Here is a 21,990-nt window from a genome sequence, read left to right on the forward strand (position 1 = left end):
GAGAATTGATGATGCGCGAGTAGATAGGACTACTAACACCATTTATTAAGTACGAAATGAATCGTACTTATCTAGTTACATCTATGCCGTCTGCCGCAGGATACATTCGTTTATTTTTTTAACCATTCATGATGAATTTTTATTCCTCGGCTCTGCATAGTTTGTTCAAATAAATCGGTGGAAAGTGCCTGTTCTACAGGCCAGACGCCTGGTTTTTTGAGTTTGCCTGCTAGCAATAATTCGGCAAGGGTGCCGGTGCCATAACCGGCTGCCACGGCCGTATTTTCATGCACTAAAGTTGAGCAATAACTTGCTGGCCGATCATCTTTATAACCGTTGACTTCAGAGCGAATTGCTACACCGATGCCAGTGAAGCGATCGCTAACATCTGTCATTCGGTGGCTGACGCGAGCTAAAAATTCGATGACTTTTGGATTGTTGAGCCAGCTAGAGGGCCACCAGTGGGCAACGCTCCAAGTTAGATAATTGTAAAAATCGGGAACTGTACCAAATTTGGTAATGACGGTTTTAACAGGAAAAGTGTCGGGTAGCGTGAAGGCTTCTGGCATATCAAACCAGTAAACGCCGATGCGACCATAGGGAGCAGGAAATTCAATGGTTTCGCGATCGCTATACGGCTTGATTATCTGCCACTGACCATTTATCCAAGCTTTAAAAGGGCTTTGTAGCCCTAAAAATGTTGTTCGCATCACCGTAATGCCAGCGCCCCCCGACCCCGATACTAGATAGCTCAGATGAATGCGTTCTGTCTCATCTAGTTGCTCGACGCCCTGGCGTACCATGCTATTAGAAATACCGGGGAAAATACCCGTATTAATAATTGCCGTAACTCCAGCAGCAGCAGCTTCGTCTCGGAAATCCAATGCTTTGCGAGTAAAAGATGGGTGATCGCTGACATCCAGATAGTTGACACCCACTTCTATACAAGTTTTTAGGACTTGGGCATCTCGGTAGTGAAATGGTCCCGCACAGTGGATTACAAGATCGCAAGCAGCGATCGCATCCCTCAACACTTCTCGATCCGCTAAATCTAAAACCTGGAATTGCACTTGCGATCCCAGCTTTTCGCTGACCAACGTTGGCAAGCTTGCAACACCGTGCGCCCCGATTGGGTTTCTGCCAGTAACGGTAATTTGCGCCTGTGTGTGAGCGACGATATCCGCCGCCACATTGCTACCAATCCGTCCGCTTCCTCCCAGAATTAAAACCCGTGTCATTAATCAAGTTGTTAACGCTATCTTCAGTTCATCAGGTTTGCCTGCTTCTCTCCATCGGTACCAAGGCAGACTTTTTTTCAGTAGAACAGACAAATTTTATCGAAATCCGGAAGATCAATTTGTCGATCGGCTGACCTACATGAGATATTAGATGACTTTTACACCCAGCTTTGGGAAGTAGTATCTACCCGAAAACTTCACTTTGTTACACTATACTTAAGAAAGATGTATAAAAAAATCTTCTATGATAAACAAACAAATACCCATGAAGTACCCATAAAGCGGGCATCAATCGTTCGTGAATCAAGGAAAATAAAATCTTTTTTTTAATTGCTAAGAACTCCTAAATTCTAAAGATAACTTTAGGTTGGCATCATTGAGTTGCGAATGAAGGGAGTAATTAGCTGGATTTGGTATAACTTCTCAATGGAAGTGTCCAGCGGTGAAAAAGGAAATTTTCGAGCAGCAGATTGAGGCGACCTCACAACGCCGGAAAGAGCTTTGGCAACGAACTGAGGAATTTCCCACCCAGGACAAGCAACTACTGGTGGAAAGTTTGCAAGAACACGACCAAACTCTAGAAGAATTGCAAGTAACTTTAGAGGAACTGCGATCGCAGAATGAAGAGCTAATCGCCAGCCGTCAGACTGTGGAAATCCAGCGACAGCGCTACCAAGATTTATTCGAGCTGGCTCCAGACGCTTACTTGGCGACGAATCTTGATGCCGTGATTCTAGAAGCCAACCAAGCGGTAGCGCACTTGCTGAATATTTCTCAGGAACACTTGCTCGGCAAACCGTTAGTTATTTTTGTAACGGGTAAGGCTTTGCAAAACTTTTATACAAACTTAAGCCAATTCCTCGCAACTGACCAAGTAAGCAAATGGGAGGTTGAGATTCAAACCCGGCAGGGTACGCGCTTTCCCGCCACCTTCAAAGTTAAAGCAGTGCGCGACTCAAGCGGGCGGGTGGTAGAACTGCTCTGGCTGTTACAAGACATTACCGAGCGCAAGCGGCACGAAGCGGCTTTTCAGAGCGATCGCCATCTTCTTGAAACCCAAGTCGAACAACGAACCGCTGAGCTTCTGGAAACCAACGAGCGGCTCAAACAGGAGATCGCTAAACGTCAGCGGGCTGAAAAAGCGCTGTGGCAGCGGGCGGAAGGGGAATGGGCGATCCGGGTGATTACCGAACGCATCCGCCAGTCGCTCAACCTAGAGGAAATTCTCAACACGACGGTAGCAGAAATTCGACAAGTTCTAGGGAGCGATCGCGTACTGATTTTCCGCACAGAGCCGAATGGGGATGGCGTCGTGGTGGCTGAATCAGTAGATGCAGATTGGCTCTCATTCTTAGGCAATACCGCACCCGCAGCCATGTTTAGAGAATGTATGCCCCTCTATCGGCAGGGGAACGCTAGAGTAATTGATGACATTCAACAAGTAGGGTTTCCAGCAGATATCACTGAGTTTTTCCACTCGTCGCAAGTCAACGCCGCCTTAGGCGTTCCCATCATGCATGGCGGTCGGTTTTGGGGGTTACTTGCAGCTCATCAATGTTCGGCACCGCGTCACTGGGAACCGCTAGAGATCGATCTGCTCAAGCAATTGGCAATCCAAGTATCTATTGGCATTCAGCAATCAGAACTGTATCGGCAAGTCCAGCAACTGAATACGAACCTGGAACGCCAGGTACGCGATCGCACTGCCCAATTGCAACAAGCGCTCGACTTTGAAGCACTGCTCAAACGCATCACCGACGATGTCCGCGATCGCCTTGATGAAAACCAGATTTTACAAGTCGTCGTCTGGGAATTAGGCGTCGGGCTGAATATTGATGGCTGCGATACAGGTTTATACGATGCCGACCAGACCACGTCTACCATCAGCTACGAATACACCCTAGGAATCCCTTCTGCTCAGGGACAGGTAGTGCAGATGGCAGACTTCTGGGAGGGTTATTCTCAGCTGCTGCAAGGCAAATATTTCCAATTTTGTCAGATGGTGCCCGATAGTCGAGGTGCGCTGACCAGATTCGCTTGCCCCATTGTTGACGACCAAGGAGTATTGGGAGATTTATGGTTATTTAAGCCCCAGCAAGAAGTCTTCAGCGAGTTAGAAATTCGACTGGTGCAACAAGTCGCAAATCAGTGCGCGATCGCCCTTCGGCAAGCCCGACTGCATCAAGCAGCGCGATCGCAAGTCGAGGAACTGGAAAAACTCAATCGCCTCAAAGATGACTTTCTCAATACCGTTCCCCACGAGTTACGCACACCAGTCTCTAACATGAAAATGGCGATTCAGATGTTGTCCATTGCTTTGAATCGTGACTATGCCTTATTTGCCGAAATGGGCAAGCCGAGGGAACAACAAAGCAAAGTCGCTCGCTACTTTCAGATTTTACAGAACGAGTGCGAACGAGAAATTCGCCTGATTGATGACCTGCTGGATTTACAAAAACTCTATGCAGGCGCTCACCCTTTATTACTGAGTGCGATTCAGCTCCAGGAATGGCTGCCGCCCATTGTAGAACCTTTTCAAGAGCGAGCCAGAAACCACCAGCAAACCTTGCTCCTTGACCTCCCTCGCGACCTCCCTCGCTTCATCTGCGACCCCACGACGCTAGGCAGGATTTTGAGCGAGTTACTAGAAAACGCCTGCAAGTACACCCCCGCATCAGAAACGATCGCATTCAAAGTCCAGAGTCAGCCAGGGAGCGTTCAGTTTAGCGTCAGCAATTCCGGCGTGGAGATTCCGGAACGCGAACTTCCGCATATCTTTGACAAGTTTTACCGCATTCCCAGTAATGACCCGTGGAAGCAAGGGGGAACGGGATTAGGGTTGACGATCGTGAAAAGATTAATCGCCCATTTGAAAGGGACTCTGCGAGTGGAAAGTAAGGATCGTCAGACCTGCTTTATCCTCGAGTTACCGAGCGATCGCTCAGCTCAAATTATCTCCTAATCCTTCCATTGGTAGGGGCACGGGCAATGCCGTGCCCCGATTTATCGCTACGAAATTTTAAACACAGACTCAACCGTAGATTTGAGAGAATTTCCCGCATCCTTCAGCTTTTGGGCAATTGGCTGCTGAGTATGCAGGAACACACGAGCGCAGTTGCGTCCCGGCATCCCGGAAATAGAACCGCCTGGATGAGTACCCGCACCGCTGAGAAATAACCCTTCAATCGGAGTTTTGTAGTTCGCCAATTCCGGCAACGGACGGAAAAAGACCATTTGGTCGAGGGTCATATCAACGTGGTAGTAGTTCCCCTTATAAGCGCCCAAGCGATCGCCGAGTTCCGCTGGACTTTCAACAGCACGAGCGATAATCGAGTGCTTGAGATTCGGCGAATAGTCGGCTAACTTATCTAACACCCGGTCTGCGACTTTGTTTTTCAGTTCATCCGTCCAGCCAGTACCATGCAAACCCGTACCCTCCGCACCGGCAATCTGATAAGGTGCGAAAAACTCAATCCACAGCGTATGCTTGCCTTCCGGAGCCATCGACGGATCGAGTACCGTGGGTACGACCACATACATTGAGGGGTCGGCATCGGGAATGTTGCCGATAGAAGCCTCGCTGTGAGCAATTTCCACATGGCGCACCGAGTCAGCAATCAAAACTGAGCCAATCAGGTACTCATCCTGGTGGTTGTGGTGTTCAAAACGCAAAGGCTCCGAGAGGGCGCAATCGATCTTGAGAATCGTTTCGTTGTTGTTGACAATTCTGCGCTCTAAGCGTTCCCTTAAATTCGGGTCGGCTGAATCAACATCGCTCTCATCCATGTGGCGTAGGAACAAGCGCTTGGCATCAATGTTGGAGATCACCCCAGTTTTAGCGCGGTATTCGGTGCCACCTGCCACCCGCACGCCCACTGCACGACCGTCATCGATTAATACTTTTTCAACGGTCTGGTCGCACAGGACGACACCGCCTTTACTTTTCACTAACTTCAGCAAAGCATCAACCAGTGCGCCGCTACCACCTTTAGGTCGCGCCATTCCGGGGTCATGGCGCATCGCCATCATGATTGAACCGACAGAAATGGTTTTTTGGGACGGAGGTGCGCCAAGCTCTGCGGAGAGTCGAGCCAAGGGCGCTTTCAGAAACTCGGAATCAAACCACTCGTTGAGGATATCTTCCGGGCTGGTGAGCATGGTACGAATCAGATCCAACGTCTTATTTGGCCCACCCAAGACGGAGAATAAATCTTGCAGCTTTTTGAGGTCGTAATTGCCAGCAATGTCAACGATCGATTTTGGCGGTGCGTTGAACACCGGGATCATTGCACCCAGTACGCGCTGCCAGTACTCGGTATATTCGGCATATTTTTTGGCATCGCGATCGCTATAACGTGCAATCTCTGCACAAGTTTTTTCAACGGATTTGTGACCTAAAAAGTATTTGCCATCAGGATGGGGGCAAAAAGCGACTGGGTCGCAATATAAATATTCCAAGCCATATTTAGTGAGTTCTAACTCTTCGACTACCGGACCCAAGTGAATGAACTCGTGGTCAATCGAGCAGAGGTTGAACTTAAAACCCGGTGCCTCTTTCGGTAAGATTTCTTCGGTTGTTGCGCCGCCGCCCGGAATGGAGCGCTTTTCTAGTAACAGAACGCTATAGCCTGCTTTGAGCAGATAGGCGGCACAGACAAGTCCGTTGTGACCGGCACCAATAATGACAACATCGTACTCTTGCATGGACAATACTCTCAGACCCGTGTATATCCCCGATTCTAAGAAAGTTAAGAACTTTAAAGGGTCTATCACTCGAAGGATATCCTCCGCCCGGAGCCGCCAGCTAGACGCGGGAGAAAACGCCTTTAGGGCTGTTTGTGATGAGGCGCGAATATCAGGGCAAGCACAGGGCAAGCAGCCGCTAAGGGCATGGCGTCTACTCGGAGAGGCGTAGGGCAAAGCGGACAGAATCGTGAGAGGTGGTGAGAGATGGTAAGAGGCGCGATAGCGAAGCGCTGACTTGTCAGTTCGCGCTCATGCCAAGCGAGGCGTTAGCCTAGCGCAGAAAAAGTCAGTTCGCTGATTTTCTTCGTTAACCGCGGCTAAACTCTAGCCCAAAGCAATTCTCGCAGTTATACTGGCTAGGTCTACATCGTCTTGGAACGGGTCAGCACTACAGAATATGAATCCTGTTGTCAAAATTGTTCAACCCTCTGGCATTTTAGACGGTATGAAGGCGACTCAGTTTCGTCAAGAAATTAGCGATATTGTTGAAAACGGAGGCAATATGGTGTTAATTGACTTTAAGGACGTTACCTTTATGGATAGTTCTGGGTTGGGGGCGCTAGTGCTTGCACTCAAAACTGTTCGCGCCGCCGGTGGTAAACTCTTTATTTGCTCGATTAATGAGCAAGTAAGAATGTTATTTGAACTGACCAGTATGGATCGCGTCTTTGAAATCTTTCCGAATCGTGAAGAATTTAATAACGCGATTAGTCAATAGCTAATGGCTAATCGCTAATGGCTAATCGCGATCGACAATTAGCACTTAGCAATTAGCACTTAGCAGTTGACTAATCAAAGTTGATTTGCAGCAACGATAAATCATCGTCAAAATAGTCTTTTGGATTCTTATCTTGAACAGAATTCACTATCCCATCTAGATTATTCTGATGATTTTTCGGAAACTCCGTCAGCAGCTCGATGAATGCATCAAGACCCCAAATCGTGCCATCTGGTTGGTTAATTTCATAAATCCCATCACTGAAAATGTAAAGTGTGCTGGATTTTTCCACCTCGCAGCTACCATCCATAAATTCAGCATCAGGAAACATCCCAACTGGCAACCCTGGGGTTTTTAAGCGTTTGACTTGGGTTACTAAATTCGAGTTTGCAGAGATTAAAACTGCCGGTGGATGCCCAGCACTGGCGTAAACTAGGGTGCGCTTAACTCGGTTATAGACTCCGTACCAGATAGTGAAATATTTATCATTTCGCTGAGTCATCTGGAACGTTTCATTCAACGCCTTCAGGACATCGCTAGGCTCATAGTAATTAATTTTAGGAAGGGCTTGGCTTTTGAGTAAGTTCATTACAGAAAGAGACGGTAAAGCAGCCCGCAATCCATGTCCGGCGACATCTAGCAGATAAATCGCTAAATGATCTGGATCTAGCCAGTAATAATCAAAGCCATCCCCTCCTAATTGGCGGGAAGGAACAAAACGAGAATCAATGGTTACAGGAGGTGAGGTCAGCGGAGAAGGAAGGATGGAACACACATACTCGGCTGCTTCTGCTAATTCCGCCTCCAACAGCAGTTTTTGGTGCTGCAAGTCGTGGCTGAGTTGGTGTAACCTCAAGCCTGCGCGCACTCGCGCCTTCAACTCATACATATCGATGGGCTTGCACAAAAAATCATCTGCCCCAGCATCCAGCCCTTTCACCCGATCCTCGACGGAACCCATCGATGTCAGCAAAATAAAGAAAGTTGTTGAAAGTTCTGCGGTTGCCTTGACCTGACGGCACACTTCCAGTCCGTTCATGCGCGGCATGATCCAATCGCAAATTACCAGTGCGGGTCGTAACTTTTGCGCTAGGGTCAAACCGGCTTCGCCATCGCTGGCGACGGTTAACTCATAACCCTCGCTTTTTAGCGTTCTTTTGAGCAATAGCTGAATCGCCGGGTCATCATCAATAATCAGAACTTGAACCATGAGATAGAGGGACTACAGGTCGCTTAAGATGGAAGGCAGTTAAAACTGAAGGATGACACCTGAGGCAAGTGTGAAGATCGCTAAACTTCACCGAAAATATGCCCAATCATAAACAAGTATAGTCATCGGTTGCTCGAAGTTATCTAGGCTTTCCACTCGTTACTGACTCGCATTATGATGATCAACATTGTTACTGCGATCGAAAATGCTCATGTAGATATTTTGAGAGCCGTCATCACCAAATCTAGCAAGTTCTACGCCCAAAGCTATCAATACTTCCAGTCTAAGCACCTCCGACTTCTTCACTCATGCCACCCATTCATGAGGCTAATGAGAAAGTGGCACGCTGCCCACTAACCAGAAAATTCATTGCGATCGCAACGATTACCTATAGGCTAGACTGGATTCTCTCTAATTTGTGCCGATGTTTAATACAAAGTTTCAGTGTCGTTGATTAAAAAGGCTTTGAACAGTTGAAACTCATCAAAAAAATCTCTGTACAAGTTTCCAGCGACCTCAAGGCGTTAGATGGTGTTTTGTCATGGTTTGAAGGTTTAAATCAACCTGAGATTCCTAAAAAAGTTTGGCTACAGTGCCAATTAGCTTTGGCCGAAGGCTTTACTAACGCAGTTCGTCATGCCCACAAAGGCAAAACTTCAGATGTTCCAATTGATATTGAAGTTAATTTGTTTTCGGAATGTTTAGAAATCAGAATTTGGGATCAAGGACCGCCTTTTAATTTAGAAGCCCGCCTTAAAAAACCAGAGGAGATCAGCAAGAATGCCACGGGGGGGCGGGGTATCGCCATTTTACAAAAAATCGCGGACTATCTGAGTTATACCCGCACTGACAACCGGAATTGCCTGTTAGTTGTAAAAAATTATTCTAATTTGTTAGCCTCTGATTGAATTTCACACAAAGATAAGTAGAAGTTTAATTTCTAATAAGATTTTAATCTTCACAACTGGAGAAAGAAAAGAGATTTATAGACCTAGAAGGCTGTAGGATCGAGGGTTAAGAGGCTAGGAGTTGGCTGAAGGACGGACTTCTTAGCGTCTGGAGTACGAATGTCTTCAGGAAAACGGTTTTTGGGTTGATGAGCGCCTACCGGCTGAAATAACCATACAACAGAGCGAGCAATGGGATGGGTGCGAGTAGCGATCGCGCAATCCTAGCACTGCTGACGAACCTACCCTACGGGAAGCCAACGCCATTTTACGTTTTTAGCTTCTCGCGCACTTAATTTACAAGAGGAATCTGAGATTATGACCGCACCGACTCAAGAGGCGATGTTAGCGACGCCTGCTTTTTGCGATGGAATTCAATATTTTGGCGAGAATTTGCCAGGATTTGAGACGGCTGGAAAATCTCCTGCCATAGAAGAAGGTAAGCCAAGCATCGCATCTCCCACCGATCCGGCTGCTGTCTTCCAAACTTTATTGTATGCAGATGCTTTACGCTATTTGACCCTGCAAGTCACTGCAAGTAAGGCGTCTGGGCACCCTGGCGGTTTTGCGAGTCAAGCGGAAGCGTATGCCGCATTGGTTATGCTCGGTTACAAGAATATCATCACCGAAGTCGGGCATCACGCCCCCGGATTTTATAGTGCCATGTTCTTGGATCGGTCGCTAGAGGACATGGGAATCACGACCGTGCAGCAATTGCGCGATCGCTTCCGGGAAAAACACGGACTCTTAGGACACCTCTCCGGCTACATTCCGGGCATTCTCGCACCCGCTGGCCCCTTGGGACAAGGGCAACACTTCGCAATGGCAGCAGCAAAGCTGCATCGCGACAAGCTTTTCCCCTTCACCCTCGGCGACGGAGGCTTAGGCGAACCCTACATTATGAGTGGGATGGGACACTTCCACACCGCCTATCCCGAAGCCACGAATTTCTTGCCCGTACTGGTTTGGAACGGCTACAGCCAGGAACACCATAGCATGGTGTCCACCAAATCCAACGAGCAGATGATCGGTTACTGGCGTGGCAATGGGTTTGAAGAAGTTGTCTTAATTAACGCCAAAGACTTCGACGATCAAAATCAGCCAGGAGATTATGTTGATAGCACAGCCTTTTCCTTCGAGAAGCGTCTGGAATTCACCAAAGCGGTGCTACTGGCAGTAGATAAAGCAGCGAAATCTGCACTCGGCGGCAAACTCACCGTACTGATTATTAAACAGCTCAAGGGTGCTGGTGTCCACGCCAAAGGCGCAAAATCCCACAACCTCTATCCTAAAGACACCCTGGATAGTGCCCACATCTCCAACGCTTTGAAAACACGCGCCTTATCATCTGCGGCGTGGGAATTGGTGCGGACGAATTGCGAACGCGCTGGTGGTGGCCCTGCCTCTAAGACGGTTGTGACAGAATTTGAGTTACCGTTGCCAGACTTGGGTGAATTGCCCTTGGAAGAATATTCTGTCGGTGGCGAGGCAAAGGTGTCAACGACAGCAATGGGGCGTTTGGTGGGGAAAGTGGGAGAAAGCGATCGCAATTTCCTCGTTACCAACGCCGATGGCAACGAAGCTTCTGGGATTGCCAATATTAACCAAGCCCTCAAGATTATCCACCCCACAGTGGACGATCTCTACAATCAAACACCCCAAGGGCAAGTTTACGAACCCCTGAGTGAAGACGCTTGTGCCGGGTTAGCGGTTGGCTTATGCCTCATGGGTGCTAGAACTCTCTGGTGTTCCTACGAATCCTTTGCCATCAACGGCTTACCGATTTGGCAAACCGTAACGCAAGCGATGGCAGAATTACGCCGTCCCACTCCCTCTACGATTACTTTATACACTGCTGGAGCATTGGAACAAGGGCGCAACGGTTGGACGCACCAACGTCCGGAAATTGAAGCGTATTTCGCCGCCATGATGCGGAATGGCAACGTTTTCCCCCTGTTTCCCCCCGATGCGAATAGTATCCAAGTCTGCTACGAATGGGCGCTGACAACGAAGAATAAGGGAATTGTGATTACTGCCAGCAAGTCACCGCTACCGATTCGCACGACTTTTGAACAAACTCGCCAAGGGTTGCGCGACGGTGCCATTGTGCTGCATGAAATCCCCGGTGACAAGATGGTGGTGTTTGCCGTGATTGGCGATATGACGCTGATGCCAGTCTTTGAAGCCGCTGCGTTTTTAGAAACCGAAGGAATTGGCGCGCGGATTGTCTCGATTGTTAATCCCCGCCGCTTGTATCGTCCCCATGATGTCTCCTGGGATACCTGTTCCGAATCTGATGGCGGCTTCTTGGACGATGCTGGCTTTGCCAAACTATTTAATGGTGATGCTTTAGTTGGCGTCACAGGTGGCGCTTCTGGGATGCTAGAACCCATCATGCTGCGGAGTAACTGCAAGCGCGATACTTTCGCCTGGAAGCGTGGCGAAACGACAGCGAGTGCGGGTGAATTGATGGCATTTAATGGATTAACTGCCGAAGCGTTAACGAAACGCGCGATTGAGTTAGTGCATTAAGTTGGAAGTGATGCCCCTGCCTAGTTTCTAGGTGGGGGTTTGCTATCATAGTGGTTTGAATGATGAGGGTTAAAAAGTAATGATTAATCGACCTAATTTTCAACTACCAAAGGTTTTTTCTCCTCCTAAGCATGGCGATGTCATTCAACATAATGGGTATTCATACTTTATCGGTAAGAAGATTGGGCAAGGGTCTTTTGGAAAGGTATACGAATGTGAAGATGAATTGGGAAATGAACTTGTAGCAAAAGTAGTTGTACCTAAAAATCAGACATATAAAGAGGTTCAGAAACACTGGCTTCATGAACTATATAATTTGGTTCATTTAAGGCATCCAAACATCACTTATGTTTATGATGCTTTTGAGTGCAATAATACATTTTACCTAATAATTGAACGCTGTTTCGGTACACTAAAAGAGCTTATAGAACTGCCACAAGAAGACAGGAATATTTGGTTGCCCTACGTGGCACGAGATATTTTGCAAGCAGTTGAATTTATTTCTAGCGAAGGTTATGTTCACAAAGACATACATCCTGGCAATGTTTTTATCTCTCAAGTAAAAGATAAAATGATAGCGGATAAAAAGCCTATTTATCTTTTCAAAATAGGGGATTTGGGAATAAGTAGATTAGAGAGCGACATTAACATATTTAATACAATACTCGCAGAATGGATGTTACCGCCGGAATTTCTTAATCCAGAGGAATTTGGTCGGATTGGGCGACAGGTCGATATATATCACACAGGATTATTGTTATTAAGTTTAATTCTTGGCAATGTGCCACAATTTACACATCAAGAGATATGTGAAGGTAGACCACGTGAATTAGGTGAGAACATTAATTCACCCTATGGAGTTGCTATAGCAAAAGCACTACGTAGACACGTTAAAGATCGAACCCAAACAGCACTAGAGTTTTGGCGTGAAATATCACAGGCAAGCGATTTGTAGCAGTAATAAAGAACGAGTTGGCTGTAGAAAATTCTCTATTGCCTTCACACACCTGACTGGGTGAGAAGGCAATGGTTGGAAAAGAGTGCCCTCCTCAAAATTAAATTTATTGTAGGCAATCACTAGAATAGTTTTAGATTCAAAAGGAGTCAATCTGGTTTTTATGGAAAACTCTAAATCAGAGTCAAGCCAGCCTACTAGTCTTTTTACGGTAGCTGACTTAGAAGGTATGATCGTCAAAATTGTTCAGCAGGTTCTCAAACAAGAAACACTTAGGATAAAAGACGAAGAGGTGCAAGTTGAAACAGGACAGGCGGAAAATCCACCCGAAGCCTTTTTGGAAACATTTGGAACTTGGGAAGATACACGTACCACAGAAGAAATAATTGACGATATCTATGGCAGTCGGACTTTATCTGAATAGTCAAAAATAAGCAGTGAACTATTTACTCGATACTGACATTTGTATCTATTGGCTCAATGGTCGTCAGTCAGTTAGAGATAGACTCTTGGCAGTAGGATGGGGTGAGATTGGCATTTGTGTCATTACCGCTGCGGAGTTGTACTATGGTGCATACAATTCCAATCGAGTCGTAGAAAATCTAGCTCGTGCAGAAATATTTATTCAACAGTTACCTGTTTTACCTTTAAATGATACTGCTCTCAGATGCTTTGGAGAATTTAAGGCGGAATTTCGCAGGATAGGACGACCCGTTGCTGATTTTGACTTGCTAATTGCTAGTGTTGCGCTTGCAGAAGGTTATATTTTAGTTACTAATAACACTCGTCACTATGAGCGCATTCCGGGACTACAGTTAGAAAACTGGATTTAGCTATAAATATTTAACTTAATTTTAAGGCGATTGCTATCATCATTCACTCGGTCTAGTACATGAAGGTGATGGGTTATAAAAGAGCGATCGCATCCTTCTAGCAAAACGAATTAGTACAGGCGATCGCCTATACTAATAAATTGAAACTTCCTGTCACGAATTTGAAGCGTTGGAGATTGGAGTCAGCGTGCAGAAAGAGATGAGAAAATTATAGGGGCAGCGTTCGGATTTAGCATGACAACCAAACCAAAAATTATTGTCCTTGATGATGACCCTACTGGTTCTCAGACGGTTCACGGCTGCTTGCTGCTGACGCGCTGGGATGTAGATACCTTGCGGTTGGGGTTGGCGGACGAGTCACCGATTTTCTTTGTACTGACGAATACGAGGGCGCTGACTCCAGAAGAAGCGGCAAAGGTTACTAGAGAAGCTTGCCATAACTTGAAGGAAGCCATTACCCAATCAAACATCCATGACTTTCTAATTGTCAGTCGTTCTGACTCCACTCTGCGCGGACATTACCCAGTCGAAACGGATGTGATTGCAGAAGAATTGGGTTCCTTTGATGCTCATTTCCTGGTTCCTGCCTTCTTCGAGGGGGGACGAGTGACCCGCGACAGCGTACATTATCTGATAATTGACGGCGATCCGACACCTGTTCATGAAACTGAGTTTGCCCGCGATTCAGTCTTTGGCTACCACCATAGTTATTTGCCTGATTATGTGGAAGAAAAGACAAAGGATAGAATTCCAGCTAACGAAGTAGAACGCTTTTTACTTGCAGATATTCGGGCTGGAAGTTTGGAACGGCTGATGAACCTCAGTGGCAATCGGTGCGGCGTCGTAGATGGGGAAATTCAAGCAGATTTAAACCGCTTTGCAGAAGATATTCTAGCAGCAGCCAGTCAGGGAAAACGCTTCCTATTTCGCAGTGCTGCCAGTATCTTAACCGCCTTGGCTGCTTTGCCTCCGCAACCTGTAGCCGCAGAAGATATGGCGCAATATGTGCGGGAAGGCAAACCGGGCGCAGTGATTGTCGGTTCTCATGTCAAAAAGACGACACAACAGCTAGAACAACTGCTAAAAGAACTGGGTACAGTTGGCATTGAAGTAGAGATTGAACGTTTACTTGATGATTCTGTCACTGGGTTAGAAAGTCTCCTTAAGGAAACTTTGGAAAAAGTTCATGCAGCGTACAATTCGGGGAAAACGCCTGTAGTTTACACTAGCCGCAAAGAACTTACTTTTAAGGATGTGCAAACGCGGTTACTGTTTGGGGAAGATGTTTCTGCTTTGTTGATGGATATCGTACAGGGTTTACCTGCAAATATTGGGTTTCTCATCAGCAAAGGCGGCATTACTTCTAATGATGTTCTGAGTACAGGTTTGGCGTTAACCTCAGCGCGGTTACTCGGTCAAATTTTGGCCGGATGTTCGATGGTACGGACTCCAGAGAATCATCCCCAATTTCCCAATTTGCCCGTGGTGCTGTTTCCCGGCAACGTGGGGGATGCGGATGGATTAGCCACGGTTTATCGGCGTCTGAGCCAGCATCGTTAGTCATCAGGAAGGTTGAAGGTTGAGGGATAAGAAGTTCTCCTGTTGCCCTCTTGTCTCCTTGCCCTGATGCCGCTTGCCTATATCATGGATAATTAGTCAATCCGCCCAGGTCAGGCTTTTCGTCCATGACTTCTGATTCGTCCGTTCCAATCGCTGTTTCAGTTGTTCCCGAAAATACAGGGGAAGTAAATTGCCACGAACAAGTCCGCATCAAAAGCGACCAGAGGTGGCTGACATTAATTTTGCCCCCAGAAGCGGAGACACCCACCACGGCTAGCTGGTCTGACCTTTGGCAACAGCTGAAGCAGCGCCTCAATGCCGGTGAACGCTTCTGGCAGCCGAATACAGAGGTGCATTTGGTGGCAAAAGATCGCTTATTAGATGGACGCCAGCTGCAAGCGATCGCAGATGCCCTTGCCGAAGATCGGTTGCAACTCAAGCGTGTCTACACCAGTCGCCGTCAAACTGCTGTTGCGGCAGCAGCAGCCGGTTACTCGGTGGAACAGGCACCTCCGGTTTCCCCCCTCAATCAACCGCCTTCGCCGCCAACGACTGTATTAGCTGAACCCCTATATGTGCAAACGACCGTGCGTTCGGGAGTGGAAATTCGTCATCCCGGTACTGTCATTATCCTGGGAGAAGTGAATCCGGGCGGCAGCATCATCGCATCCGGCGATATCTTAGTGTGGGGACGTCTGCGCGGGATTGCTCATGCTGGTGCCGAGGGCAATCAAGAGTGTTTAATTATGGCGCTACAGATGGAACCCACCCAACTGCGAATCGCTGATTATCTGGCGAGGGCACCGGAAAATCCACCCGCTCAATTTTATCCGGAAGTTGCCTACGTAACGCCGGAAGGAATTCGGATCGCTAGAACGACTGAGTTTTCTAAAACTCAGTCTTTATCGATGGGGGTTGGACGTTAAAGAGGCAATCTAGGGCGAGTGATAAGTTCTGTAGGGGTTGTAAGGGCAGTGTCTACTCGGTGCCTGCCCTCAGTTTGGCGCTAGTTTTAAGTGAAGGCATTATTATTTTTGAGGAGTAAGTATATACTGAACTCAAAACAAAAAAACTCAAAAATAATTGATTAACCTAATTTAAAACGCCAAAATCAAAACTCTCTCAAGGGCGAATTTACGAGGCATAGCTGTGGGAGAATAGACAATTCGATTAAACTCGCCCCTATACATTCACGCACTAAAACGAAGCTAAGAACTTTTCAACATGAGTCGCATTATTGTGATTTCCTCCGGCAAAGGAGGGGTGGGGAAAACCACCGTAACGGCAAATTTAGGTATGGCTTTAGCTAGGGCGGGGCGTCAAGTTGCTCTAGTCGATGCAGATTTTGGCTTGAGAAATTTGGATTTGCTGCTGGGGCTGGAAAATCGGATTGTCTACACGGCGGTTGAAGTCTTGGCAGGCGAATGTCGGTTAGATCAAGCATTGGTGAAAGATAAGCGGCAACCGGGATTGGTATTATTACCCGCTGCCCAAACCCGAACCAAGGAGTCAATCAGCCCAGATCAGATGAAACAGCTGGTTAATGAATTAGCTGCGAAGTACGAATATGTCTTGATTGACTCTCCGGCGGGGATTGAGATGGGCTTCAAGAATGCGATCGCTGCCGCCCAGGAAGCCTTGATTGTGACAACGCCAGAAATTGCCGCCGTGCGGGATGCTGACCGGGTTGTCGGCTTACTAGAAGCCCAAAACATTAAGCGTGCCCACCTGATCGTCAACCGCATTCGACCGGCAATGGTGCAAGCCAATGACATGATGTCGGTAGAAGATGTGCAGGAACTTCTCGCCATTCCTTTAATTGGTGTGATTCCTGACGATGAGCGGGTCATTGTCTCCACCAATCGGGGCGAACCTCTGGTACTGGCTGAAAATCCCACCCTACCGGGAACGGCATTTTTCAACATTGCCCGCCGCCTAGAAGGGGAGCCAATTGAGTTTCTGAATTTGGATGCTGGGAATGATAACTTCTTTTCTCGCATCCGAAAATTATTGTGGTCTAAGATTATCTAACCTTCACATCTGCCCGATCCATGATTAGCGAACTTTTAGAACGACTTTTTCCTCGCATTAGTGCTGACAACAGCCGCGCGGAAGTCAAGCGCCGCCTGCAATTGGTCATTGCCCACGATCGAGCTGATTTAACACCAGAGATGGTGGAGTCAATGCGGAAGGAAATCCTGGAAGTCGTCTCTCGCTATGTCGAAATCGAGGCAGAGGGGTTGGAGTTTTCTCTAGAAAGTAACCAACGGGCAACGGCATTGATTGCCAATTTGCCCATCCGGCGGGTCAAAGCAGATGCGGAGCCTGGGGATACATAATAGTGATCGCTCCTGAATGCGCTCAATGCGATCGCGCTCATGCGAAGCGAGGCGTTAGCCTCGCGCTGAAAGAGTCAGTTCGCTACTGTGCATAGGAACTTCCTGACATCTGCGGGAGGGGGGCACTCATCCTATCAATGCCTTCACCAAGTTTTTAATCCTATTTTTATTTCTTGAAACTAAAATAAATCAGCTTCTTTTTCAGCCTTTTATGCTCTCCTATCTCCTAAGAGCAAACTAAGTTATCATGCAAACTTAGGGCGAATTGGTCTAATTTGTCATCTAACTTAATCCTCTCTCTAAAGCCAAACTTAAACGGATTGGCTGTTTTTACTGCTGTGGGTGGATAGGAAATTTATGGGTTGCCTTTAACAATAAAAAGAGAATCACTCCAGCATTTAAAACTCTTTTTCCACAAAAAAAGAGCTTTTCAGGAGTCGGTTGATTAGGGCATCGAGAAAACCCGTTGCAGCATTAAAATATCTACTTTTGAGGATGAGCCGGTTTAATGACTACCTCTTTGTGGAAACATCTATCAGCCGGTATTGCGACCACCTGTATCGCTTCCACCTGTATCGCTTTGGGAACAGCCGCACCCTCCCTAGCAACCACTCTCTCCGGTTATGCAACGACCGGAAACATGATGAGTGGGATGCAGATTACAGTTGGTTTCCTGGATGGAACTTCCCAAACGGCAACTTGGGGGGTCACAGATTCTATTTCGGGCGGCGCATTTGGGAGTGGCTGGTCTCTCACCCAAGCGGGTAACACATACGGTTACGATCCAGACTATGGTGCATACGGCTGGAGATTAACCAACTCCGGCGTCAGCCCTATTGCCTCACTGCTAATCAATGCAATTCCTGGAAATGCCGTTTTTGATACTTATCCTTATTTAGATGGCCCTCAGAATACGCCTGGGTCAGCAGAGGGTTGGGAATTCCAGGTACTATCAGGGCAATCTCCCTCTGCCTATGCCTACTCAGTCCCGATTGACATTTCAAAAGGCGACTTATTTGGGGCACTTTCGATGTCCTGGAACGGCGGATTTAACGGGACAATGCGGTTTATCGCCGATACGGATAGCGGCACCACCGCCGATCCAGTGAAGCCCTTAGAACCACCACCACCGCCACCACCACCGCCACCACCGCCGCCACCGTCACCACCACCGCCACCACCACCGCCACCTCCAAACATCGCGCCGGTTCTAAGTTTCGACAATTACACAATTTATGAGGGTCAATCGGTATCGCCGATACTGTATGCGACCGATCCCGATCCCGACTCGATCGCCTTCTTGCTAAATGGGAATGTCGTTGGTAGCGATCCAAATACTTCAGGAGTCCGTGCATTGTCCGTACCCTTAGGGACTTATGCAGATGAGGGAAGTTTTGCCTTAACGGCGCAAGCACAGGATAGTCGAGGTGAGAATAGTGTACCCGTCACTCGAACGCTGACGGTTCTGAATGTTGCCCCCACCATCACTAGCCTGACCCCAAATTTAACCATTAAAGAAGGCGATCGCTTTAATTTTGATGGCACCGCAACCGATCCGGGAATCTATGATGTTCTCACCTACAATTGGGACTTAGATAACAACGGTCTGTTTGATAACTTCACTGGACCCAACGGGCAATCTTCCTTTGCCGATGAAGGTTTCAACCCGATCGGGTTGCAAGTCTCAGATGGCGATGGCGGGTATGCTAACGGTGGTTTTAACGTGACGGTTGAGAACGTTGCCCCCACCATTACTAGCATCACTTCAGCACTCACGGTTTTAGAAAACCAGAAGTTTGATTTTGCTGCTACCGCAACCGATCCGGGCATCCTGGATCTGCTCAGCTTTGATTGGGACATCAATAATGATGGCGTTTTTGATGACTTCACTGGCACAGCGGGGCAGTGGGCTTTTAGCAATAGCGGGACTTATACCGTTGCCTTGAGAGTCTCTGATGGCGATGGTGGATTTGCTTTCAGTGCTTTTGATGTGACGGTTGAACACGTCCCCGAACCTTCGAGTGCGATCGCTCTATTGGCGTTTGGTGCTGTTGGTGCGGGTGCTATCCGCAAGCGCAAACATCCCTAAAAAATTAGCTTCTTGGTTAGGCAGGTTGGCACAGCCCAACCTGCTGATTTCTCATATCTAGATAAAAATTTTGTCAAAAAGCGATATGCTCCTAGCATCCGCTTCGCTACGCATCTGAACGGCTCCAACCCAATTTGGATACAGCAAACTTAACACCCTCAACCACCGTGAGCGAAAGGGAAAGGGAAGCAGGACCCCTTTAGATTGGGGTGGAGTCTTCCTAAATGTGCGTAGCGAAGCGAATGCTAGGAGCATATTGCTTCTCCCCAATTTATAAACGGGAAATTCCATATAAGTTTATGTAGGACTAAAAAAGGGAAAAATTTCAGTTACAAATCGTACAGTAGCTTTTCAAATGGCTAGGTAGCAACCATGTGGGAAAGTCATATATTTGGTGCGACCCTTGTATGGTTTGAATCTCTGAAACTGCCTATCAAGCGGCATTTCCAAATCAATAATCCCAAATCTAAAGTTCAAAATGGGATGACGTGGAATCCACAGGTTTAGGAAGTGTCTGGAGAACCAGATTCTGCATTCAGGGGATGGGTGATTAGTGCTAATAATCACAATGAAATGCTGAAGCGAAAATGGGAACAGAAAGCTAGGGATAAACATCCTTAACTAACTGCAAGGAAAAATTAGCAATTGCCGGATCTTCCTTGGAAGGCATCGCAATTGTTCCCAGAGATGAGAGGTGTATTGGGCAATACTATTTGCTACTTCACGTTACATCCAACACCCTAGCTGCAAAGCAGCTACTTTGCAGTTAGCCTATGCCGCAATGATTTGGCTGCTCTCCCCAAACCTCTTTTTCAAAGGAGAAAATTTCGTCAAAGCCTCTTATTTAAGGGGGGGTGGGGGATATCCAATAACGACTTTGCGTAGTTTATGGCGGATTGGGGAGTATCTGCACGGCGCGAGCCGAAAAAGCGCCAAATCAGCGCCAAATCAGCGTTCTGCATCCCTAAAACCCGATGCGATCGCCTCTAGAAAGTAAAGTTGCAGGGCGATCGCGGTGAAAGGCTATTAAACTCCTATTCTCAACAGCGAGCCTTTATTAAAAATTCATGAAGCCTGCGTATAATTTTTTACGATTTAGCATTAACCGAGTCATATAAATTCAGTCTGAGGGCTGATTTCGGCTTCCGATTTTGATTCAAATTAGCGATTTTAATATATTGTTTCAATAAAGATTATCGAAAGGTACTGGTAATCTATTCAAAAAATATGCCAGACTTTGCACAGAAATATGTACAACAAAATTTTGATTTTTAAAAGTATACAAAGACACAAGGAGCTTTGTAGGTTTTATTGAAACAACAGTGATATTGGCACGTCAGAGAATATACGGTTATCAACATTTAACTGTATAGGCACGAAGTTGTAAAAAGTTATATCCAGAGCGGCTTTGACGAACGGTTGAGACAAAACCTTCAAAATTCATCTGTAGCGATTGATTCTATCTGAGAGTAACCGAAATCCTCATTAGTCATCCTTGCCGGTGCTTGGACTTGCGATCGCCACGAAATCCTCAAGATTCCCTCAATCCGAACGGGCAACCTATACAGTCAATATTCACTTTTTTAGAAAAAAGTTTTATGAGTGCCTTGAGTTTTATGAAAAAACTATCTATGACTGCTGCTGGAGTAGCCTGTTTCTCCGTGGGAGGGATGTGCGCGAATGCACCCCCCCTCAAAGCGGCAATTCTCGCAGTGGATGATTCAGCGTCATGGGCAACAGGGTCAAATGCCCTATCTAAGCTGGGTTTCAATATGGTTCAGGTAGAAAATAGTTCCCTACCAGAGTTTTCGATTCTCTCGACTCTCTCCTCGCCCTTGGGCGATTTGACCTTCAGCCCCCAGGTTCAGAAAATAAATATTAATTCCGGTTGGACAACCTGGAGTCATGGCTACACCGGGGAGGTATATTTTAGCGGCTGGAATGTCTTAACCACGACGATTACACTGCCTGGCGGTATTAGTGCATTTGATTTATATGTGGAGCCAAACCTCTTTGGCTTATTCGACATCGCCGTAACGGGTATGAATGGTACCTCGACAACCCTATTGCAGAAAGTCAGTGGTTTGTCAGGTGCTAAGTATTTTGGGTTCTACGCCACTGAGGGAGATTTGCTTTCCACCATCAAAATTACTGATCTCTCGAACGGTGCTGCTCATGGGTTTGGCATGGCTGAGTTTCGTCTGGCATCCCGTACAGTTGCGGCTGTTCCTGAATCCTCTTTTGGCTTGAGTATATTAGCGTTTGGTGCGTTAGGTTCCGTTTCGTGGCTATTGCGGAAACAACAGTAAAACAAAGTTTAGGAAAACAGGCCCAAGTGAATCTAAAACCAATATTGAGAACTGCTGTGTCTTCCATCCGGAGGCACGGCAGTTTTTTTGAGAAGGGATGTTGAATTCGAGTGTCCCTACCAGAGCGATCGCTTCTTCTGCGTGTATGAACCAGGTGCGAACTGACTCTTTCAGCGCAACGCTCTGGTGTACACTATCGTCAGCAACGTGCGCTCTTCAACATAAAACCTTTCCTTAAACTTCACACAGCCTCAGCATCTTTTTCTACGTTTGAGTACAGCTGAAAACCTTGTACAGTCTGCCAAGCTTGCACATTCACACTGGTATTCAGTCAGAAGTTACCTATCTAAAGATATATATTTTTGGTGAAGATTAGGGAAAAGCACTGGAGTAGTTAGCGGGACTTAAACAGATTTCAAGCCCAAATAAAACCCAAAGCAGCTTTATAGGCTGAGAATACATCTCGATTAGCGTTCACCCACTCCATAAAACGGAAAGACATCGCTGTCCGAAA

Annotated in this window: 17 protein-coding genes; 14 read left to right on the plus strand and 3 right to left on the minus strand. The window is 47.0% G+C overall.

What is annotated here, in order from left to right; genetic code table 11:
• Positions 1 to 110: 110 nt before the first annotated feature.
• Positions 111 to 1,238 carry a saccharopine dehydrogenase NADP-binding domain-containing protein gene (locus NDA03_RS15895; protein WP_190432453.1) on the minus strand — a complete coding sequence of 376 codons (1,128 nt, stop codon included), beginning with the start codon at positions 1,236 to 1,238 and terminating at the stop codon, positions 111 to 113.
• A gap of 442 nt (positions 1,239 to 1,680) precedes the next feature.
• Between NDA03_RS15895 and NDA03_RS15900 the strand changes: the two genes are divergently transcribed.
• Positions 1,681 to 4,200, plus strand: coding sequence for a GAF domain-containing protein (locus NDA03_RS15900; RefSeq protein ID WP_348238553.1), 2,520 nt, complete (start codon positions 1,681 to 1,683; stop codon positions 4,198 to 4,200).
• Positions 4,201 to 4,247: 47 nt separating this feature from the next.
• Here NDA03_RS15900 and crtO read toward each other — a convergent pair whose 3' ends face one another.
• Positions 4,248 to 5,942 (minus strand): beta-carotene ketolase CrtO, encoded by a 1,695-nt coding sequence (crtO, locus tag NDA03_RS15905; protein WP_190430098.1) that lies wholly within the window; start codon positions 5,940 to 5,942, stop codon positions 4,248 to 4,250.
• A 439-nt stretch (positions 5,943 to 6,381) separates the two neighbouring features.
• On the opposite strand from crtO, the gene NDA03_RS15910 reads away from it, so the two are divergent.
• Positions 6,382 to 6,702: an STAS domain-containing protein gene (locus NDA03_RS15910; RefSeq protein ID WP_190411640.1), complete on the plus strand. Its 321-nt coding sequence runs from the start codon at positions 6,382 to 6,384 to the stop codon at positions 6,700 to 6,702.
• Between the two features lie 70 nt (positions 6,703 to 6,772).
• On the opposite strand, the gene NDA03_RS15915 is transcribed toward NDA03_RS15910, so the two are convergent.
• Positions 6,773 to 7,912, minus strand: coding sequence for a SpoIIE family protein phosphatase (locus NDA03_RS15915; protein ID WP_190674806.1), 1,140 nt, complete (start codon positions 7,910 to 7,912; stop codon positions 6,773 to 6,775).
• Between the two features lie 473 nt (positions 7,913 to 8,385).
• Between NDA03_RS15915 and NDA03_RS15920 the strand changes: the two genes are divergently transcribed.
• The 12 genes from NDA03_RS15920 (at position 8,386) to NDA03_RS15975 (ending at position 21,476) form a co-directional block, all read left to right on the plus strand.
• Positions 8,386 to 8,820: an ATP-binding protein gene (locus tag NDA03_RS15920; RefSeq protein WP_190411642.1), complete on the plus strand. Its 435-nt coding sequence runs from the start codon at positions 8,386 to 8,388 to the stop codon at positions 8,818 to 8,820.
• A 357-nt stretch (positions 8,821 to 9,177) separates the two neighbouring features.
• Positions 9,178 to 11,391, plus strand: a complete 2,214-nt coding sequence (locus NDA03_RS15925; protein ID WP_348238554.1) for a phosphoketolase — start codon at positions 9,178 to 9,180, stop codon at positions 11,389 to 11,391.
• Between the two features lie 79 nt (positions 11,392 to 11,470).
• Positions 11,471 to 12,346, plus strand: coding sequence for a protein kinase family protein (locus NDA03_RS15930; protein ID WP_348238555.1), 876 nt, complete (start codon positions 11,471 to 11,473; stop codon positions 12,344 to 12,346).
• A gap of 163 nt (positions 12,347 to 12,509) precedes the next feature.
• Positions 12,510 to 12,770 carry a hypothetical protein gene (locus tag NDA03_RS15935; protein WP_348238556.1) on the plus strand — a complete coding sequence of 87 codons (261 nt, stop codon included), beginning with the start codon at positions 12,510 to 12,512 and terminating at the stop codon, positions 12,768 to 12,770.
• A 13-nt stretch (positions 12,771 to 12,783) separates the two neighbouring features.
• Complete coding sequence (locus tag NDA03_RS15940; RefSeq protein WP_348238557.1) at positions 12,784 to 13,179, plus strand: type II toxin-antitoxin system VapC family toxin; 396 nt, start codon at positions 12,784 to 12,786, stop codon at positions 13,177 to 13,179.
• 234 nt (positions 13,180 to 13,413) lie between these two features.
• Positions 13,414 to 14,739 (plus strand): four-carbon acid sugar kinase family protein, encoded by a 1,326-nt coding sequence (locus NDA03_RS15945; RefSeq protein WP_348238558.1) that lies wholly within the window; start codon positions 13,414 to 13,416, stop codon positions 14,737 to 14,739.
• A 125-nt stretch (positions 14,740 to 14,864) separates the two neighbouring features.
• Positions 14,865 to 15,665 carry a septum site-determining protein MinC gene (minC, locus tag NDA03_RS15950; RefSeq protein WP_190432437.1) on the plus strand — a complete coding sequence of 267 codons (801 nt, stop codon included), beginning with the start codon at positions 14,865 to 14,867 and terminating at the stop codon, positions 15,663 to 15,665.
• A gap of 298 nt (positions 15,666 to 15,963) precedes the next feature.
• Complete coding sequence (gene minD / locus NDA03_RS15955) at positions 15,964 to 16,770, plus strand: septum site-determining protein MinD (protein WP_190411646.1); 807 nt, start codon at positions 15,964 to 15,966, stop codon at positions 16,768 to 16,770.
• 20 nt (positions 16,771 to 16,790) lie between these two features.
• A complete protein-coding gene (gene minE, locus NDA03_RS15960) occupies positions 16,791 to 17,078 on the plus strand; it encodes a cell division topological specificity factor MinE (RefSeq protein ID WP_190426276.1) in 288 nt (95 codons plus the stop codon).
• 508 nt (positions 17,079 to 17,586) lie between these two features.
• The gene (locus NDA03_RS15965; protein WP_348238559.1) at positions 17,587 to 19,167 is read left to right on the plus strand and encodes a PKD domain-containing protein; all 1,581 of its coding nucleotides are present in this window, start codon (positions 17,587 to 17,589) and stop codon (positions 19,165 to 19,167) included.
• Positions 19,168 to 19,861: 694 nt separating this feature from the next.
• Positions 19,862 to 20,164 carry a hypothetical protein gene (locus NDA03_RS15970; RefSeq protein ID WP_190674794.1) on the plus strand — a complete coding sequence of 101 codons (303 nt, stop codon included), beginning with the start codon at positions 19,862 to 19,864 and terminating at the stop codon, positions 20,162 to 20,164.
• 619 nt (positions 20,165 to 20,783) lie between these two features.
• Entirely contained in the window at positions 20,784 to 21,476 is a 693-nt protein-coding gene (locus NDA03_RS15975) for a PEP-CTERM sorting domain-containing protein (protein ID WP_348238560.1), read from the plus strand.
• Positions 21,477 to 21,990 lie beyond the last annotated feature (514 nt).

Source organism: Trichocoleus sp. Lan (assembly GCF_039961855.1).
In the GTDB taxonomy this organism is placed as follows: domain Bacteria; phylum Cyanobacteriota; class Cyanobacteriia; order Cyanobacteriales; family FACHB-T130; genus FACHB-T130.

Coding starts and splice junctions, on each gene's coding strand:
- minC (WP_190432437.1), top strand. CDS start 14,865: ATGACTTCTGATTCGTCCGTTCCAATCGCTGTTTCAGTTGTTCCCGAA.
- NDA03_RS15930 (WP_348238555.1), top strand. CDS start 11,471: ATGATTAATCGACCTAATTTTCAACTACCAAAGGTTTTTTCTCCTCCT.
- NDA03_RS15965 (WP_348238559.1), top strand. CDS start 17,587: ATGACTACCTCTTTGTGGAAACATCTATCAGCCGGTATTGCGACCACC.
- NDA03_RS15925 (WP_348238554.1), top strand. CDS start 9,178: ATGACCGCACCGACTCAAGAGGCGATGTTAGCGACGCCTGCTTTTTGC.
- NDA03_RS15975 (WP_348238560.1), top strand. CDS start 20,784: ATGAAAAAACTATCTATGACTGCTGCTGGAGTAGCCTGTTTCTCCGTG.
- NDA03_RS15910 (WP_190411640.1), top strand. CDS start 6,382: ATGAATCCTGTTGTCAAAATTGTTCAACCCTCTGGCATTTTAGACGGT.
- crtO (WP_190430098.1), bottom strand. CDS start 5,942: ATGCAAGAGTACGATGTTGTCATTATTGGTGCCGGTCACAACGGACTT.
- minD (WP_190411646.1), top strand. CDS start 15,964: ATGAGTCGCATTATTGTGATTTCCTCCGGCAAAGGAGGGGTGGGGAAA.
- NDA03_RS15915 (WP_190674806.1), bottom strand. CDS start 7,912: ATGGTTCAAGTTCTGATTATTGATGATGACCCGGCGATTCAGCTATTG.
- NDA03_RS15935 (WP_348238556.1), top strand. CDS start 12,510: ATGGAAAACTCTAAATCAGAGTCAAGCCAGCCTACTAGTCTTTTTACG.
- NDA03_RS15945 (WP_348238558.1), top strand. CDS start 13,414: ATGACAACCAAACCAAAAATTATTGTCCTTGATGATGACCCTACTGGT.
- minE (WP_190426276.1), top strand. CDS start 16,791: ATGATTAGCGAACTTTTAGAACGACTTTTTCCTCGCATTAGTGCTGAC.
- NDA03_RS15895 (WP_190432453.1), bottom strand. CDS start 1,238: ATGACACGGGTTTTAATTCTGGGAGGAAGCGGACGGATTGGTAGCAAT.